The sequence below is a fragment of the Actinoplanes sp. NPDC049802 genome (assembly GCF_040656595.1).
In the GTDB taxonomy this organism is placed as follows: domain Bacteria; phylum Actinomycetota; class Actinomycetes; order Mycobacteriales; family Micromonosporaceae; genus Actinoplanes.
The window spans coordinates 1-14,570 of record NZ_JBFAMR010000055.1 but is presented as its reverse complement, the minus strand read 5'-3'; the positions used below and the strand labels follow the sequence as shown (position 1 = coordinate 14,570).

The following is a 14,570-nucleotide window of genomic DNA, read 5'->3' as shown; positions in this document are numbered from 1 at the left end:
GAAGCGAGAGCCGGCGCGCCCGCATGGCTTCTTCCATCGCCTACACGATTCGACCGCTGAAGGAGTTGGGACGGACGTCACCGTTGTGTGGCAGCCATCAACGGGCGAGGCGAGCACCCCAAAGGCGGCCGCGGCGCGAAATTTTCCAGGTCGCCGGATCTACTACTTCCAGCGCGCAGCCGACCGGCTGGGCCGGAACGAAGTAGTGATTCCTCCGTGTTCTCGGAGCCCTGACCCCTTGTTTCGACCGAAAGGCAAAGCTATGTCTGACCTCGCTATGGCGGTAATCTTCGGGCCCGCCCACCGCAACTCCGGAAGCGTGCGTTTCGCGGACGTCGTCGGGCACCTTTACGTCGGCGGCTCCGGCGTCTGGGTGTTCCAGCGTCTCGGATCTCCACGGCGGGCCGTCGAAGATCTGCCGCGGCCGGCGGACACGACGCTGCGGATCCGGTCGCAATACGGTCTCGCCGCCGAACTCGCGGCCGGTCTGGCCCTCACCGCCGACCTCGACGGCGCCCGCGATCTCGCCGCCGAACTGATCGGCCCGGACTGGGCCGATCATGATCTCGAGCCGTCGCGGAAGGTACTGCAGCGCCTCGGCAAACCGGCCCGTGGCCTCGACTCGGTGGGATGTCTCATCACGGACGTCGGCGGCCTCACCGACGGGGTGCTGGACGAACTCCACGCCACCGGCTGGTCCCTGGTCGTGGCCACGAGTTCGTCCGAGCGCCGCCGCACCCAGTGGGACCAGTGACGCAGCGCCCGGCGGACCGCGGCCACTCCGGACACCCGGGGCTCCTACGCTGCTGGCAGAACGGGGCGCGATCGGGTGTCGTCGACGGCGCCGGTTCACTACCGTCGGCGCATGACAGACGTGACGTACCGATCGCGGCCTCTGTTGCGCACCCTGCTCGGCGAGGTGCTGCGGCGCCGCCGGCTGGAGCAGGAGCGGACCCTTGCCGAGGTGGCCCGGGACGCGTGCGTCTCGGTGCAGTACCTGTCGGAGGTGGAGCGCGGCCGCAAGGAGGCGAGCTCGGAGATCGTGGCCGCCGTCTGCGACTCGCTGGGCATCGGGCTGGCCGACCTGCTGGCCGAGGTGGGGCGCGACCTCACGGTGCACCATGCCCCGGTCCTCCGGCTGGAGACGGCCCGGCTGCGCCGCGCGGCACACGCGCCGCGCGGCTCCCGACCCGGCGATGTCGTTCTGCTGGCCGCCTGATCAGGCCGCGTTGAGCCGGTAACCGCGCGGTTCGCGCCGGGTGATGACCCGATCGGCGAGGCCGTAGGTGACGGCGTCGGGGGCGGTCAGGGTCATCCGGCGGTCGGTGTCCTCCCTGATCTTGGCGATCGAATGACCGGTGTGCTCGGCCAGGATCTGATCCATCTCGGCCCGGACCTTGGCCACCTCCTTGGCCTCCACGGCCAGGTCCGGCAGTGTGCCGCGGGCCTGGCCGGACGGCTGATGCAGGGTGACCTTCGCGTGCCGCAGCACTGATCGTTTGCCCGGGGTGCCGGCCGCCAGCAGCGCCGCGGACGCTGACGCGGCCTGGCCGAAGCAGATGGTGGCGATGTCGCACCGGACGAAGCGCATGGTGTCGTAGATGGCCGTCAGCGCGCTGAAGGATCCGCCCGGGGAGTTGATGTACAGCCCGATCTCCTGTTCGCCGCTGGATTCCAGGTGGATCAACTGGGCGATCACCACGTTGGCGACCCCGTCGTCGATCTCGGTGCCGAGGAAGATGATCCGGTCCGACAGCAGCCGGGAGTAGATGTCGAAGGCGCGTTCGCCGGTCGGCGTCTTCTCCACGACGGTCGGGATGGTGTAGTGGCTCATGCGCTCAGTCCCATCGGCTGGCGGGTCATTTCGGGGCGTACGTGGTCGACGCTGTCGAGGACGCGGTCGATGAGGCCGTACTCGAGTGCCTCCTCGGCGGTGAACCAGCGGTCACGCCGGCTGTCGCGTTCGACCGTGTCGATCGGCTGCCCGGTGTGTTCGGCGGTCAGGCTCAGCAGTGTCCGGCCGAGCCGCTCCAGTTGGTTGGCGTAGATCTCCACGTCCGCCGCGGTGCCGCCGAAACCGGCCGAGCCCTGGTGCATCAGGATCTGGGCGTGCGGCAGCGCGTACCGCTTGCCGGGGGTTCCGGCGGTGAGCAGGAACTGTCCCATGCTGCCGGCGAGCCCGAGGGCCAGCGTGCTGACGTCGTTGGGGATCAGCCGCATGGTGTCGTAGATCGCCAGCCCGGCGGTGACCGACCCGCCCGGCGAGTTGATGTACAGGTTGATGGTGCTCAGCGGGTCCTCCGCCGACAACAGCAGGAGCTGCCCGCAGATCCGGTTGGCGATCGGGTCGTCGACCTCGGCCCCGAGCACGATGATGCGCTGGTGCAGGAGCTGGACGGACAGTTGGTCGTCGACGGATCCGGTTCCGCCGGGTGTCGCGGCAGTGAATGGATGCATGGTCTTCTCCTCCGGCTCGGCCTGCGTGCCGTCTCCACCTTCGAGGCGGCGGCGCCCGCCGGCCAAGCCGATCTGCGGTCAGCAGAGATTCTTCAGCCAGCTTGCGGTGGACCTTTGCCGACATGGTGTCGGTATAGTTGCCGACACCATGTCGGTAAGTTTGTTGGAGGGGTCATGTTCCTGGCGTTGCGTGAGCTGCGGTTCGCGCGTTCCAGATTCGCGTTGATGGGTGCGGTGGTGGCACTGATCGCCGTGCTCATGGTGCTGCTGTCCGGTCTGTCCTCCGGGTTGGTCAACGATGGCGTGTCCGGGCTGCGGCGGATGCCGGTCACCGCGTTCGGGTTCGCCGAGGGGACCGCTGTGGACGGTGCGTTCTCGCGCAGCGTCATCGATGCGAGGCAGGTGGAGGCCTGGCGTGGGCAGCCCGGGGTGGAGGCGGCCGAGCCGTTCGGCAACACGCTGGTGAACGCGCACAGCGGCGCCGGGACGCCGATCGACCTGGCGCTGTTCGGCGTCCAGCCGGGCTCGTTCCTGGACCCGGCTCCCGTCAGCGGTACGCGGCTGGGCAGCGCCGACGGACTCGTCGTCTCCAGCACACTGCTCGACGCCGGCCTGCGCCTCGGTGACACGATCACCATCGACCGGCTCGGCGTTGAACTCACGGTGATCGGGGCGGTCGCCGATCAGCGTACGTTCGGGCACGTCGACGTCGCCTACCTGCCGCTCGACACCTGGCGCCGGATCCACACCGGCGGCGAGGGCGAGGCGACCGCGGTGGCGATCAAGGCACGTGACGGCGCCGAGCTCGACCTCGCGGCCGGGGACGCCGCCGCCCGTACCACGAGCCTCACGCTCGCCGGCGCGTACGCCACGTCGCCCGGCTACACCGCCGAGACCTCGACCCTCACGCTCATCCAGGTCTTCCTGTACGCCATCTCCGCCCTGGTCGTGGGCGCGTTCTTCACGGTGTGGACCATCCATCGCCGGCACGAGCTGGCGGTCCTGCGGGCGATCGGCGCGTCCCGGGCGTACCTGCTGCGCGACGGCCTCGCCCAGGCGCTGCTCATCCTGCTGGCGTCCTGCGCCGCCGGGGTGCTGGCCGGACTGGGCGTGGGCGCGCTCGTGGCCGGCGGGGACGTGCCGTTCACCCTGGAGCTGCCCGCCGTCCTGTCCGCGGCCGGGCTGCTGATCACGCTCGGCCTGCTCGGAGCCGCCACCGCCATCGTCCGTATCGCCACGGTGAACCCGTTGGCCGCCCTGGGAGCCCAGCGATGAAGACCGACACCACGACCCGTACCGGACTGCGCCTGGCCGGCGTGACCCTGCGCCTGGGCGACGGCGACGACACCATCACGGCGCTGGACGCGGTGAGCCTGGCCGTCGCGCCCGGCGAGCTGGTGGCGGTGGTCGGACCGTCCGGTGCCGGCAAGTCCAGCCTGCTCGCCGTGGCCGGCGGGCTGACCCTGCCCGACGAGGGCAGCGTCACCGTCGACGGCAACGATCTGGCCACCATGAAGGCCGCGGCGCGCACCGCCTACCGGCGCGAGCACATCGGCTTCGTCTTTCAGAGCGGCAACCTCATCCCGGCGCTGACCGCGATCGACCAGCTGCGCCTCATCCACCACCTCAACCGGCGGCGAGCCGGTGCACACGAGGCCGAGCAGTGGCTGACCGAAGTCGGGATGACCGGCAAGGCGCACCGGCGCCCGCACCAGCTCTCCGGCGGTGAACGACAGCGCATCGGTATCGCCAGGGCATTGATCGGAGGCCCGTCTCTGCTGCTCGCCGACGAACCGACGGCCGCGCTCGACCGGGCACGCAGCCACGAGGTGGTCGAGCTGCTGGCCCGGGAGACCGTACGCGCCGGGGTGGCGACCGTCATGGTCACGCACGACACCGACGTGCTCCAGCACTGTGACCGGGTGGTAGAAATGGTCGACGGGAAGCTTTCCGGTTAGGCGACTGAAGGAGGCACGGTGCCGCGCATCTCGGCGCCCACCGTCGCCGAGCACCGCGCCGCCAAGCACCGCGCGCTGCTCGACGCGGCCCGTGCCATCCTGGCCGAGGAGCCGGGCGCTGCTCCGTCGCTCGCGGCCGTCGCCGGCCGCGCCGGTCTGGCCCGCTCCTCGGCGTACGAGTATTTCCGCTCCCGCCAGGACCTGCTCGACGCCCTGATCCAGGACGTCTTCCCCCGCTGGTCGAGCCGGGTGACCGACGCGATGGCCGCGGCGGGTGCGCCGGGCGCACAGGTGCTGGCCTACGTCGACACCAACCTCGAACTGGTCGCCGAGGGCGAGCACGCGGTGGCACGGGCCCTCGCCACGATCGCACCCGGTCAACAGTTGGACGACAGCAGCCGGGTCATGCACGAGCAGCTGTCTCATCCGCTGCTCGACGCGCTGCGGGCGATGGACCTGCCCGACCCGGCGACCACCGCGGAGATGATCAACGCGATCGTCTACAGCGCGTCCAGCCTCATCGAGGCGGGTAACGATCCTGTTGGTGTTCGCGCCCGCGCCGGTGAACTGCTGGGGCCCTTCCTGCACGCCGCGCGGTGACCCCGCGTCCATTCCCGGAGCAGATCATGATCGGGTACGAGCGGACTGCTCGGTGGCGCCGCCGCCCGGATCGACCGTCCCGCCGCGGAACGGATCGGTGCGCCGGTGACCCGGGATCGCCGTGACGCGGAACGGGGCCGTAGCCGCTGGTCGCGGTCGGCCCCGTTCTGCTGTGGAGGTTCAGGGGTCACTTGGTGAAGGTGTAGTACTTCCAGGCGCCGGCCGTCGTGTGGTGGACCTTGTCGCCGGAGGTGCCGTAGAGGTACTCGGCGCGGGCCCGCCACTTGACGCCGGCCTTGTAGTTCCCGGCGATCGTGAGCGTGGCCTTGCCCGTCGACGTGAGCTTGGTGGTCACCGTGCGCCAGGTCTTCCAGGTGCCGCCCGAGTAGTACTGCACGACGGTACGGGCGGTGCGGTTCGGGTACGGCGTCACGATGTGGACGAACTTCGGGTCCGCGGTGGTGCGCAGGTACTCGTACGTTCGGGATCCGATTTTCGCGGTCTTGTAGTCGTTGTAGAGAGCGGTGTTGATCTTTACTTTGGCGTAGACGAGCGAGGCCACCGACCGCGGCGCGAACCGGCCGTCGCCGGCGAACCGGACCGTCACCGTGGTGTTGCGGCTCAGCCGCAGCTTCAGCGATGCCTTGCCGGCGCTGTTCACCTTCGCCGTCGAGACCGGCTGGGCGCCCGCCTCGTCACCGGCCCGCTGCGTCCAGAACTCGACGGTCCGGTTGGTGTGGGTGGCGCCCAGCGTCGCGGTGACCGTCACCGTGTCGCCGGTGATGTGGACCGACTTGTTCCCCGTCAGCGCGAGCGCGGGGGTGGCCCGCGGGATCTGGACGGTGTCGCTGCCGGTGGCGGCGTCGGCCAGTTCGCCGCCCGAGTACGAGACCGTGTATTCGACCGGGCCGCCCGCCGGCGGCACGTCGTTGAAACGGAACGTCCCCGCCTCGACCCTCGCCTTGGTGAGAACCTTGCCGTTGGACGATTCCACATCGGTACGCGTGACGTTCAACTCGGTGCCGTCCGGCAGTCCGGCCGCCCCGCCGATGGTGCCGGTCACGGTGAGGACCTGCCCGCGGACGGCGGTGGCCGGAGCGTCGACGGTGATCGTGGGTGCCGGGAACTCCGGCCCGCTGAGCTGCCAGAAGTGGTAGAGGGTGCCGCGCGAGACGGCGAACAGGCGGCCCTCGGGCTCGGTGAGGACCCGGTGCGGCAGCGGCACCGAGTAGGTTTCCACCTTGGAGAACTTGAATCCCGCTTCCGGCTGTGTCGAGCCGGTGGGGTAGACGGCGACGTCCGGTGACGTCGTACTGGCGTTCGGCAGGCCGACGGCGAGGCGGCCGTCCGCGAGGAGGGCCAGGGTGTCCGCCGGCGCGTTGTCCTGGGTCAGCCGGTTCCGGGCGCCGAGGTCGTCCAGAGGGTTGCTCCAGACGCCGAAGGCCGCGCTGATCAGCCGGCTGCCGTCGGCGCTCAGGATCGTCTCGTTGGTGTAGCTGTCGACGACCGTGCCGGCGCTGATCCGCTTCTCGGTGCCGCCGGACACGTCGTAGGCGGCGGCGGTCGCGGACGTCTCGCCGTTGTGCGAGATGTCCGAGACGACCAGCCGGTCCGGCGCGGCCGGCGACGACACGACGAGCGGAGCCAGGTAGAAGGCGCTGTCGTCGGAGGCCTTGTCGTGCAGGTGAACCGTCGGCTCGGCGGCGTTCACGTCGACCGAGCCGAAGCTTCCGTCGAACCCGCCCGGGGCCCAGTCGCCCATGTAGCCGAACCACACCTTGCCGCCGGCCACCGCGACGTCGTACGGGTACACCGTGTCGCCGAGCGGATAGCTGGCCTTCTGGGTGACGGTCGCGGCGTCGAACGCGACGATCGCGTGCGCGTCGGTACGCGCGGCGTAGATCGTCGACGAGTCGCTGGAGAGGGCGAGCCCGCGGATGCCGGGCAGGCCGTCGCGGCGGGCCAGGACGGTCCCCCCGTAGTTGGTCACCACCAGACGGCCGGACTCGTGATCGCTGATCAGGACGTGCCGGTGGGCCGGGTCGACGAGAACGTCGCTGACGGCTGTGACCGGCAGCGGCCGGGCGGCGGACGCGGGAAGTACCCGCAGGTCGGCGGCGGTCGCCGAGCCCGTCGACACGGCGAACGCGACCGCTGGGCCGCCGGCGAGAACGGCGACCGCGAGAGCGGCCCGGGAGACACGCATGGGTACCTCGGACGGAGTCGGAGCGGATTTCGGCTCAGACAGCCTATGTGAATCGATGCGTTAGTTGATCAACCGAACGGGCGAGCCGGGACGGCACCGTCGCGACGTCGCGGCGGCACCGTGAGGTTCGCGGGTGTGGCGAGCCGGCAGGTTACGCGCGCCGCCCCGACGTTGCCACCGGGGCGACGGCGCGGAGTTCGGCGGTCAGCCTGGTGGACAACTCCAGTGGGGACTCCGACGGCGGTGGCGGCGTCGGCTCGAAGAACGTCACCTTCAGCCGGGGGCGTCGCGGGAACCGGGCGATGTCCACGGTGCCGGAGACCGCGGCGCAGACGATGCGGGCCTGGGGTACGGCGTGGGCGAGGCGCCCGACACCGCTGCGGGCGCGCAGCTGCCGGCCTTGTGAGCGGGTGCCCTCGGGGAAGATGCCGAGGCAGCCGCCGGTGGAGAGGCACCGCACCGCCGCGTCCAGCGCGCCGGTGTCGGCCTGGCCGCGCCGGACCGGAATCTGTCCCATCCCGTCGAGCACCCGGCGCAGCAGCGGATTCTTCCAGAGCGAGTCTTTGGCCAGGGCGCGGATCTGCCGGCGACGGCGGGCGGCGAACGCGATGACCACGGGATCCCAGGCGCTGTCGTGGTTGGCCGCGACGATGGTCGCGCCGTGCGCCGGGAGGTGTTGCAAGCCGGCCACCTCGAGGCGGCCCCACCAGCGGACGATCGGCATCGCCGCCGCCATGACCGCCCGATAGACCGGTGCGATACGGCCGGTGTCGCCGTCCGCGGGGGCGGAACGATCGCGTTCCATGGATCACTCTCACTGTCCAGGCCGGTGCCGTGCGTGGACGGCGATTCAACGGCTCTGTTTAACAGGTCGGAGCGGTTCCCGGCAACGCGACGGCGGTATTTCGGGGCCGAACGGGTGCCGCCGGAACCGGCGACCCGCGCGCGACGTTTTCGCCGGACCCTATTTCGTGGGCGATGGCGAATACGGACCGCGGACCGGTTTCCCCGACGTGAGGCATTTCATTTTCGCGCGCCGTTCGCCGTCCGGGAGTGACGCGTAACGCCGAACGGCGGCCCGCTGAACCAGTCGGGCCGCCGTTCGAAGAATGTGAATCAGAGGGTGCGGATGTTCTCCGCCTGCGGGCCCTTCTGGCCCTGCGTGATTTCGAACTCCACCCGCTGGTTCTCCTCCAGGCTGCGGAAACCGCTCGCCGAGATCGCGGAGAAGTGGGCGAAGACGTCGGCGCCGCCGCCGTCCTGGGCGATGAAGCCGAAGCCCTTGTCGCCGTTGAACCACTTCACAGTTCCTGTAGCCATGTCTGCTCCTTCGCAGGCTGTTAGGGGCCGCACCGTGCGGACCCTCACGCCGCCGCGTTGATCACCCGCGTCGGAAAGACACGAAAAACGAAAAAGCGCCTGGCCGGGTAATCTGAAACCCAGCAGGCGCCGAAAACGTCTACGGAAATCAAAACTGCAACCGGGCAACCGTAGCACAGAATTCGTTGATCGCCACCAACCGTGGGAGCCGGGTTTCTGGACCGGCAGAGGCGCGGCCGCGCGTGGAGCGCGCGTAGAGTGGGTACCGGATCAGTTCGTCAACAATTTCGGCGGGCCGGCGCCTGTCGGGCGTGGCGCCCGGTCTCGGCAGTCCTGCAAGCGATCCGCGGGTTCGAGGGCCGGCTGGTGGCAGATCCTTCTTCGGAAAGCAGGTTCTACGAATCGTCCGCCCGGGGCCTCCGTCGTCACTTCACCGCCCGGCCTGCCGCGCGGTGCCGGCGAGCGGGGGCGTGCTGATCCGACCGTCCGGACCGAGTGACACCGATATCCCCCGGAGAATCACGTGAACCTGATGTCAAGCCCGTCGACGTTGACCTCGTCGGCGTTGTCCGCGCCCGCCAAGACTCTCCGGGAGAAGAGGGAAGCCAGTTTCCACGCCGCTCTCTCCGCGGTGCTGGCCGCGGGGCTGGAGGAGGCGCTCGAAGCGGGCGACCACCCGAGGGTGGTCAATCTCGTCAACCGTGGCTTCGCCGAGGGCAACGCGCAGATCGGCTGCGCCCTGCTCTGCCGGGCGATGGAGAGCGTCGGGACGGCCCGGACCTGGACCGTGCAGCTGGCGCCCCTCGCCCAGGTCCAGCAACGGTCCGCGTCATAGCCGATTTCCGGTGGTCGGCGGCGCCGTGCGGCCCCGCGGCCGCCGCGGGACGACGACAATGAGGGTGTACGGCCCGGCCCGCTCGGCGAATGTGACGAAGAAGCCGAAAACAACCTAAAAGCATTGTTACCGTACGAATATGGCTACACACGGAAAGCGTAGAGGCGAAGCCGGAGCCGTCGCCGCGGCAGTGACCGGGCTGCTCGGGCTCACCGCCGTCACCGTCGCGCCGGTCTCCCCGCAACCCGCGTTCGCTCAGGAGCCGCGGACCGGCGCGGCCGTCGACACCCGCCCGCGTAGCGTCGTGCCCGGTGTGAACGGGCGCATCGCCCTGCGGCCGGACGGAAAAGTGTTCGCCACCGTGAGCGACGCGACGGTGCGACAGTGGAGCACGGCGACCGGGCGCCCGGTCGCGAAGACGCTCAGCGGCATCACCGGGACCGTTCACTCGATCGAGTTCAGCTCGGACGGCGAACTGCTGGCCGTCGCGGGTGACAACGGGGTGTCGCTGTGGGATCCGGTGACCGGGAAGCCGTCCGGATCGCCGCTTACCGGCCATACCGGACCGGTGCGCTCGGTCGTCTTCAGCGCCACCGGCCGGTTGATGGCCACCGCCGGCGACGACGGAACGGCCCGGCTGTGGGATTCCTCGACCGGCCGGGCGGTGCACACCCTGAGCGGTCACAAAGGCGGCGTACGGACCGTCGTGTTCAGCCGGGACGGCAGGCGTCTGGCGACCGCCGGCGCCGATGACACGGTACGGCTGTGGGAGGCCCGCACCGGCCGGCCCATCGGTGCGCCGCTGACCGTGAGCCCCGGCCCGGTGTACGCGACGAGCTTCAGCCCGGACGGAAGGCTCCTGGCCGCCTCCGGTGGCGGCAACGTCGTGCGGCTCTGGAACCCGGCCACCGGCGAACCCGCGGGCCAGCCGATCACCAGCGATTCCGGGCCGGTCTATGCCCTCACGTTCAGCGTCGGCAAGAAGCTGCTGGCGACCTCGTCCGGCGGGAACAACACCGTACGGCTGTGGAACACGGCGACTCGCCGGCCGGCCGCCGCGCCACTGACCGGGCACACCGGGCCGGTGCGTGCCATGCGGTTCGGCCAGAACGGAAAACTGCTGGCCACCGGCAGTGACGACGGGAGCGTACGGCTGTGGGACACGGCGACCGGAGGACCGCATGGCTCGCCGCTGACCGGGCATGACGGGCCGGTCTGGGCGTTGCGGATCGCCCCGGGCGGCAAGCGCCTGGTCACGGCCGCGGCGGACGACAAGGTGCGGCTGTGGCGCATCACCGGCAAAGGCTCTCCGACGGCACCCTGAGCGGTTGAGGGTCCGGCGTCAGGCGGCTGCGGAACCGGCCGCCTGACGCCGGGAGTTCTCGTCACTGGCGGATGCGGTCGACGCCGGGGCCGCCCTTGAGCGTGTCCTTGCCGGCGCCGCCGGTGAGGGAGTCGTCGCCCGGGCCGCCGTACATCCGGTCGTTGCCGGTCTGGCCGATCAGGGTGTCGTCGCCCGCGCCGCCGGAGATGTAGTCGGCGCTGTCCGGGACGTCGCCGTCGAGTTCGCCGCCCACGATGCCGTCGTCGCCGGCGTCGCCGTACATCCGGTCGCTGCCGGGGCCACCGGCGATGGCGTCGTGGCCGTTGCCGCCGTGGATCGTGTCGTCGCCGCCGTCGCCGTGCAGGTCGTCGCCGTCCTCGCCGCCGTTGACGGTGTCGTCGCCGCTGCCGGCCAGGACGATGTCGTAGCCGAAGCCGCCGCTCAGCCAGTCCTTGCCGGAACCGCCGTACAGGTAGTCGTCGCCCGCCTCACCGGCGATCGCGTCGTCGCCGGCGTTGCCGCTCAGCTTGTCGTTGCCGGTGTCGCCGCTCAGGCGGTCCTGATTCGAGCCGCCGCTCAGGACGTCGTCGCCGGAGCCGCCGTCGGCAGCCATCGGTGCGGTGGTCCGGTTGTAGACCTTGTCGCTCTTGTCGCCGAGCATGATGCTGAGCTCGGTGGGCGTACGGGAGGTGGTGCACTTGACCTTGGTCTTGTCGCCCTTGACCGCCTTGCAGCCCTTGCCGGCCTTGATGGCGACCTTGTCGTCGAGGGTGACGGTCCGGCCGGAGATGGTGAGGGTCAGCGAGTTCGCCTGGCCGGCCGCGGCGGTGAACCGGACGATGGTCTTGTCGATGCCGACCACCCGGGCCGTGCCGACGGTCGAGGCCTGCGCCGCGGAGGCGAAGAAAGGGCTGGTGGCAACGGCCATGGTCGCCGCGCCGACGACGGCCAGCATTTTGCGGTTGAAGATGTTCATCGGAGTCCCCCGTTTTCCTCACGGTCGTTCTGACATCTGGTGCGATGCCGCCGCGGGCGGGGTGGTTCTCGGAGCCAGGTAACGGATGGATAACGTCGATCGGGGCCGGCATCCCGTGCGGGATGCCGGCCCCCGGCCGTGCGGTCGCCTCAGAAGCCGGCGCTCACCTTGGTGAACGCCCAGTCCGCCTGGGCGATGCCGGAGCAGTCGCTGACCACGCCGCCCCCGGCGCAGCCACGGTCCCGGTTGACCGACCAGAACGCGAAGCGGGCCAGGCCCTTGCTCTTGGCGTAGTCCCGGATCCGGGTCCACGTCTCCACCGAGGTGACCTCCTGCTGGTCGGAGAGACCGTTCATGCCGGAGATACCCATCCGCGAGTACGCCTGGGCGTCGGTGTAGCCGAACGTCGACTTGAGCACGTTCTTCAGGCCCTCGGTGGCGCCGACGGTGGCCGCGTACATGTCGGCGTGGCCGCTGAAGTCGAACGGCATCTGGGTGAAGACGTCGATGTTCGCGCCCTTCGCCTTGGCCTGCTGAATCAGGCGTACGCCGTGCGCGTTCGGCCCGGACGGCGTGGTGCCGAAGGTGAGGATGGTCTTCACGCCCGGGTTCTTCTGCTTGACGATCTTGAGCGCGTCGACGATCCGGTCCGCCACCACGTAGTTCTCGAACTCGTCGGTGTTCTCGATGTCGATGTCGATCGCCTTGAGCTGGAAGGTGTCGATCACCTTCTGGTACGCGGCGGCGAGCGCCTCCGGGGTCGAGCAGTTCGGGCCGAGCTTGTTGCCGCTCCAGCCGCCGATCGACGGGACCACGTCGGCGCCGGCCGCCCGGATCGCCGCGATGGTACTGGCGTGCACGCCGCCGGTCAGACCGGTGGAACCGTCCCAGGCCGGGTTGCAGCCGTTGCTGGCCAGCACGAACGCCATGGTGAAGGCCTTGATGCCGGTGGCGTTGACGACCGTGGCCGGCGCCGGCGGGTTGCCCCAGCCGGGGTAGATGTACGGCGCGGCCGCCATCTTGGTGCCGGTCGCCGGCGGGCTGGTCGTCGGGTTGGTGGTCGGGTTGGTGGTCGGCGGCGTGGTCGGGGTGGTGGTGCCACCGCACACGCCGTTGTCGGCCCAGACCGCCCACTGGCTGCTGTTGGTGGCCGGTGACTCGTTCTGCGTCCACCACTTGGCGGTGTAGTTGTGGCCGTTCTGCGAGGCCACGTTGCTCTTCACGTACACCGCGGAGGCGTTCCAGGCGGGGGCACACGCGACGGCCGCGTTCGAGGTGGCCATCGGGAGGACCGCGACGGCTGTGCCGCTCGCCGCGACCGCCGCGACGACGGCGATCTTCCTGCTGAGTTTCACGGGGGATGCTCCCTGAGAGGGGTGAGAGGGGTGAGAGGGGTCAGGGGAGGGTGGCGAGGTGCGGGTCGATCGTGTTGGCCCAGGCGTTGCCGTTGGTGACGTCCCAGTTGATCGACCACGTCATCGCGCCGCGGATGCCCGGGTAGGTGGCCGGGGGCTTGAAGGTGCCGCAGTTGGTGGCCTTGGCCAGGCAGTCGAGCGCGTTGTTGACGACCGACGGGGCGACGTAGCCGCCACCGGCCGCCCGGGTGCTGGCCGGCAGGCCGAGGGCGATCTGGTCCGGGCGGAGCCCGTTCTGCAGCGGGATGCAGGCGAGGGCGGTCAGGAAGTTGACGCTGCCCTGGCTGTACGCGGCGTTGTTGTCGCAGCCCAGCATCGAACCGGAGTTGTAGTACTGGGTGAAGACGACGGTCAGGATGTCCTTGATGTCCAGTGCCAGCTTGAAGTACGAGGACTGCGGGTTCTGCATGTCGATCGTCTGCGGCGCCATCGTGATGATCAGGTTGGCGCCCGCCTTGGCTCGCAGGCTGCGCAGCGCGCTCGCCATGTAGGTCGGGTTGAGCCCGTTCTCCAGGTCGATGTCGACGCCGTCGAACCCGTACTTCTGGATCAGCGAGTGGACCGAGTCGGCGAACGCGGTGGCCGCGGCCGCACTGTTGACGGCGACCGTGCCCTTCTCACCGCCGACCGAGATGATCACCTTCTTGCCGCGTGAGTGCAGCGTGGCGATGTCCGCCTTGAACTGGGCGTCGGTGTAGCCGCCGACCGCGGTCGCCAGGCCCGGGTCGAGGTTGAAGGTGACCGCGCCCTGAGTGGCGGTGGCGTCGGCGAAGGCGACCGCGATCAGGTCGTACGTGGCGGGCACGTCGGCGAGCTTGAGGGCCGCGGCGCCGTTGTCGAAGTTCTGCCAGTAACCGGTGAGGAAGTGCTTGGGAAGCGAACCGGTGGGCGGAGTCGTCGTGGGGGGAGTCGTCGGCGGTGTGGTGGTAGGCGGAGTCGTCGTCGGCGGTGTGGTCGTGGGCGCGGTGGTCGGCGGTGTCGTCGTGGGGGGCGTGGTGCCGCCCGCACAGGCGCCGTTGTCGGCCCACACGTCCCACTGGCCACTGCGCACGGCCGGCGACTCGTTCTGGGTCCACCACTTGGCCGTGTAGTTGTGGCTGTTCTGGGAGACCACGTTGCCCTTGACGTACACGGCGGTCGAACTCCACGCGGGCGCACAGGCCGTGGCGGCCGAGGCGTTGCCTGTGAACCAGGTCGCCGCTCCACCGGCGACCAGCGCCGTGACCGTCGCGAGGATGACCGATCTGGAGGCTTTCATCGCCGTCCTTCCAAGTGTTGCCGGGGATCCTCCAATCCTTAGGACTGTTAACAGTGAAGTAAAGCGCGGCCGCCTTAAACATCCTTAAATCTCGATCCCGGCGAGGCGGCGGCGAGGACCGTACGACGAACGGGGCGGCCTCCGCAGAGGCCGCCCCGTTCGTCGTACGTCAGTGTCAGCTGTCCTTGTTAACCCCACACGGGTTGTGGAGCAGGAACAGG

Annotated in this window: 15 protein-coding genes; 7 read left to right on the top strand and 8 right to left on the bottom strand. The window is 70.0% G+C overall.

Going from position 1 to position 14,570, the window contains the following annotated elements:
- The first annotated feature begins 262 nt into the window (after nucleotides 1-262).
- Together AB0I88_RS29735 and AB0I88_RS29730 are read left to right on the top strand one after the other, a co-directional pair.
- Entirely contained in the window at nucleotides 263-754 is a 492-nt protein-coding gene (locus tag AB0I88_RS29735; RefSeq protein ID WP_361031829.1) for a hypothetical protein, read from the top strand.
- 111 nt (nucleotides 755-865) lie between these two features.
- The gene (locus AB0I88_RS29730) at nucleotides 866-1,219 is read left to right on the top strand and encodes a helix-turn-helix transcriptional regulator (RefSeq protein ID WP_361031826.1); all 354 of its coding nucleotides are present in this window, start codon (nucleotides 866-868) and stop codon (nucleotides 1,217-1,219) included.
- Here AB0I88_RS29730 and AB0I88_RS29725 read toward each other — a convergent pair whose 3' ends face one another.
- Both AB0I88_RS29725 and AB0I88_RS29720 read right to left on the bottom strand, forming a co-directional pair.
- Nucleotides 1,220-1,834: an ATP-dependent Clp protease proteolytic subunit gene (locus tag AB0I88_RS29725; RefSeq protein WP_361031823.1), complete on the bottom strand. Its 615-nt coding sequence runs from the start codon at nucleotides 1,832-1,834 to the stop codon at nucleotides 1,220-1,222.
- The gene (locus AB0I88_RS29720) at nucleotides 1,831-2,457 is read right to left on the bottom strand and encodes an ATP-dependent Clp protease proteolytic subunit (protein WP_361031820.1); all 627 of its coding nucleotides are present in this window, start codon (nucleotides 2,455-2,457) and stop codon (nucleotides 1,831-1,833) included. The genes AB0I88_RS29725 and AB0I88_RS29720 overlap by 4 nt, the downstream gene beginning before the upstream one ends.
- Nucleotides 2,458-2,631: 174 nt before the next feature.
- Between AB0I88_RS29720 and AB0I88_RS29715 the strand changes: the two genes are divergently transcribed.
- Genes AB0I88_RS29715 through AB0I88_RS29705 form a run of 3 tightly spaced genes read left to right on the top strand, consistent with a single transcriptional unit; the run spans nucleotide 2,632 to nucleotide 5,015 of the window.
- Entirely contained in the window at nucleotides 2,632-3,732 is a 1,101-nt protein-coding gene (locus tag AB0I88_RS29715) for an ABC transporter permease (protein WP_361031817.1), read from the top strand.
- On the top strand, nucleotides 3,729-4,415 hold the full coding sequence (locus tag AB0I88_RS29710; RefSeq protein ID WP_361031814.1) for an ABC transporter ATP-binding protein: 687 nt from the start codon (nucleotides 3,729-3,731) through the stop codon (nucleotides 4,413-4,415). The genes AB0I88_RS29715 and AB0I88_RS29710 overlap by 4 nt, the downstream gene beginning before the upstream one ends.
- 18 nt (nucleotides 4,416-4,433) lie before the next feature.
- The gene (locus AB0I88_RS29705; protein WP_361031811.1) at nucleotides 4,434-5,015 is read left to right on the top strand and encodes a helix-turn-helix domain-containing protein; all 582 of its coding nucleotides are present in this window, start codon (nucleotides 4,434-4,436) and stop codon (nucleotides 5,013-5,015) included.
- 187 nt (nucleotides 5,016-5,202) lie between these two features.
- On the opposite strand, the gene AB0I88_RS29700 is transcribed toward AB0I88_RS29705, so the two are convergent.
- From AB0I88_RS29700 to AB0I88_RS29690, 3 genes are all read right to left on the bottom strand, one after another.
- A complete protein-coding gene (locus AB0I88_RS29700) occupies nucleotides 5,203-7,221 on the bottom strand; it encodes a hypothetical protein (RefSeq protein WP_361031809.1) in 2,019 nt (672 codons plus the stop codon).
- A 151-nt stretch (nucleotides 7,222-7,372) separates the two neighbouring features.
- Nucleotides 7,373-8,026 carry a lysophospholipid acyltransferase family protein gene (locus tag AB0I88_RS29695; protein WP_361031806.1) on the bottom strand — a complete coding sequence of 218 codons (654 nt, stop codon included), beginning with the start codon at nucleotides 8,024-8,026 and terminating at the stop codon, nucleotides 7,373-7,375.
- Nucleotides 8,027-8,337: 311 nt separating this feature from the next.
- Nucleotides 8,338-8,541, bottom strand: a complete 204-nt coding sequence (locus tag AB0I88_RS29690) for a cold-shock protein (RefSeq protein WP_361031803.1) — start codon at nucleotides 8,539-8,541, stop codon at nucleotides 8,338-8,340.
- Nucleotides 8,542-9,064: 523 nt separating this feature from the next.
- Here AB0I88_RS29690 and AB0I88_RS29685 point away from each other — a divergent pair.
- Together AB0I88_RS29685 and AB0I88_RS29680 are read left to right on the top strand one after the other, a co-directional pair.
- Entirely contained in the window at nucleotides 9,065-9,376 is a 312-nt protein-coding gene (locus tag AB0I88_RS29685) for a hypothetical protein (RefSeq protein WP_361031800.1), read from the top strand.
- 139 nt (nucleotides 9,377-9,515) lie between these two features.
- Nucleotides 9,516-10,700 (top strand): WD40 repeat domain-containing protein, encoded by a 1,185-nt coding sequence (locus AB0I88_RS29680; RefSeq protein ID WP_361031797.1) that lies wholly within the window; start codon nucleotides 9,516-9,518, stop codon nucleotides 10,698-10,700.
- Between the two features lie 61 nt (nucleotides 10,701-10,761).
- On the opposite strand, the gene AB0I88_RS29675 is transcribed toward AB0I88_RS29680, so the two are convergent.
- The 3 genes from AB0I88_RS29675 to AB0I88_RS29665 form a co-directional block, all read right to left on the bottom strand.
- The gene (locus tag AB0I88_RS29675) at nucleotides 10,762-11,676 is read right to left on the bottom strand and encodes a hypothetical protein (protein ID WP_361031795.1); all 915 of its coding nucleotides are present in this window, start codon (nucleotides 11,674-11,676) and stop codon (nucleotides 10,762-10,764) included.
- 149 nt (nucleotides 11,677-11,825) lie between these two features.
- Nucleotides 11,826-13,031, bottom strand: a complete 1,206-nt coding sequence (locus tag AB0I88_RS29670) for a glycosyl hydrolase family 18 protein (RefSeq protein WP_361031792.1) — start codon at nucleotides 13,029-13,031, stop codon at nucleotides 11,826-11,828.
- A 40-nt stretch (nucleotides 13,032-13,071) separates the two neighbouring features.
- The gene (locus tag AB0I88_RS29665) at nucleotides 13,072-14,349 is read right to left on the bottom strand and encodes a glycosyl hydrolase family 18 protein (protein ID WP_361031789.1); all 1,278 of its coding nucleotides are present in this window, start codon (nucleotides 14,347-14,349) and stop codon (nucleotides 13,072-13,074) included.
- Nucleotides 14,350-14,570: the final 221 nt, after the last annotated feature.

Bases quoted from the DNA above. Each gene is read 5' to 3' on its own strand.
- AB0I88_RS29735 (WP_361031829.1), top strand. From the start codon at position 263: ATGTCTGACCTCGCTATGGCGGTAATCTTCGGGCCCGCCCACCGCAAC.
- AB0I88_RS29730 (WP_361031826.1), top strand. From the start codon at position 866: ATGACAGACGTGACGTACCGATCGCGGCCTCTGTTGCGCACCCTGCTC.
- AB0I88_RS29725 (WP_361031823.1), bottom strand. From the start codon at position 1,834: ATGAGCCACTACACCATCCCGACCGTCGTGGAGAAGACGCCGACCGGC.
- AB0I88_RS29720 (WP_361031820.1), bottom strand. From the start codon at position 2,457: ATGCATCCATTCACTGCCGCGACACCCGGCGGAACCGGATCCGTCGAC.
- AB0I88_RS29715 (WP_361031817.1), top strand. From the start codon at position 2,632: ATGTTCCTGGCGTTGCGTGAGCTGCGGTTCGCGCGTTCCAGATTCGCG.
- AB0I88_RS29710 (WP_361031814.1), top strand. From the start codon at position 3,729: ATGAAGACCGACACCACGACCCGTACCGGACTGCGCCTGGCCGGCGTG.
- AB0I88_RS29700 (WP_361031809.1), bottom strand. From the start codon at position 7,221: ATGCGTGTCTCCCGGGCCGCTCTCGCGGTCGCCGTTCTCGCCGGCGGC.
- AB0I88_RS29695 (WP_361031806.1), bottom strand. From the start codon at position 8,026: ATGGAACGCGATCGTTCCGCCCCCGCGGACGGCGACACCGGCCGTATC.
- AB0I88_RS29690 (WP_361031803.1), bottom strand. From the start codon at position 8,541: ATGGCTACAGGAACTGTGAAGTGGTTCAACGGCGACAAGGGCTTCGGC.
- AB0I88_RS29680 (WP_361031797.1), top strand. From the start codon at position 9,516: ATGGCTACACACGGAAAGCGTAGAGGCGAAGCCGGAGCCGTCGCCGCG.
- AB0I88_RS29675 (WP_361031795.1), bottom strand. From the start codon at position 11,676: ATGAACATCTTCAACCGCAAAATGCTGGCCGTCGTCGGCGCGGCGACC.
- AB0I88_RS29665 (WP_361031789.1), bottom strand. From the start codon at position 14,349: ATGAAAGCCTCCAGATCGGTCATCCTCGCGACGGTCACGGCGCTGGTC.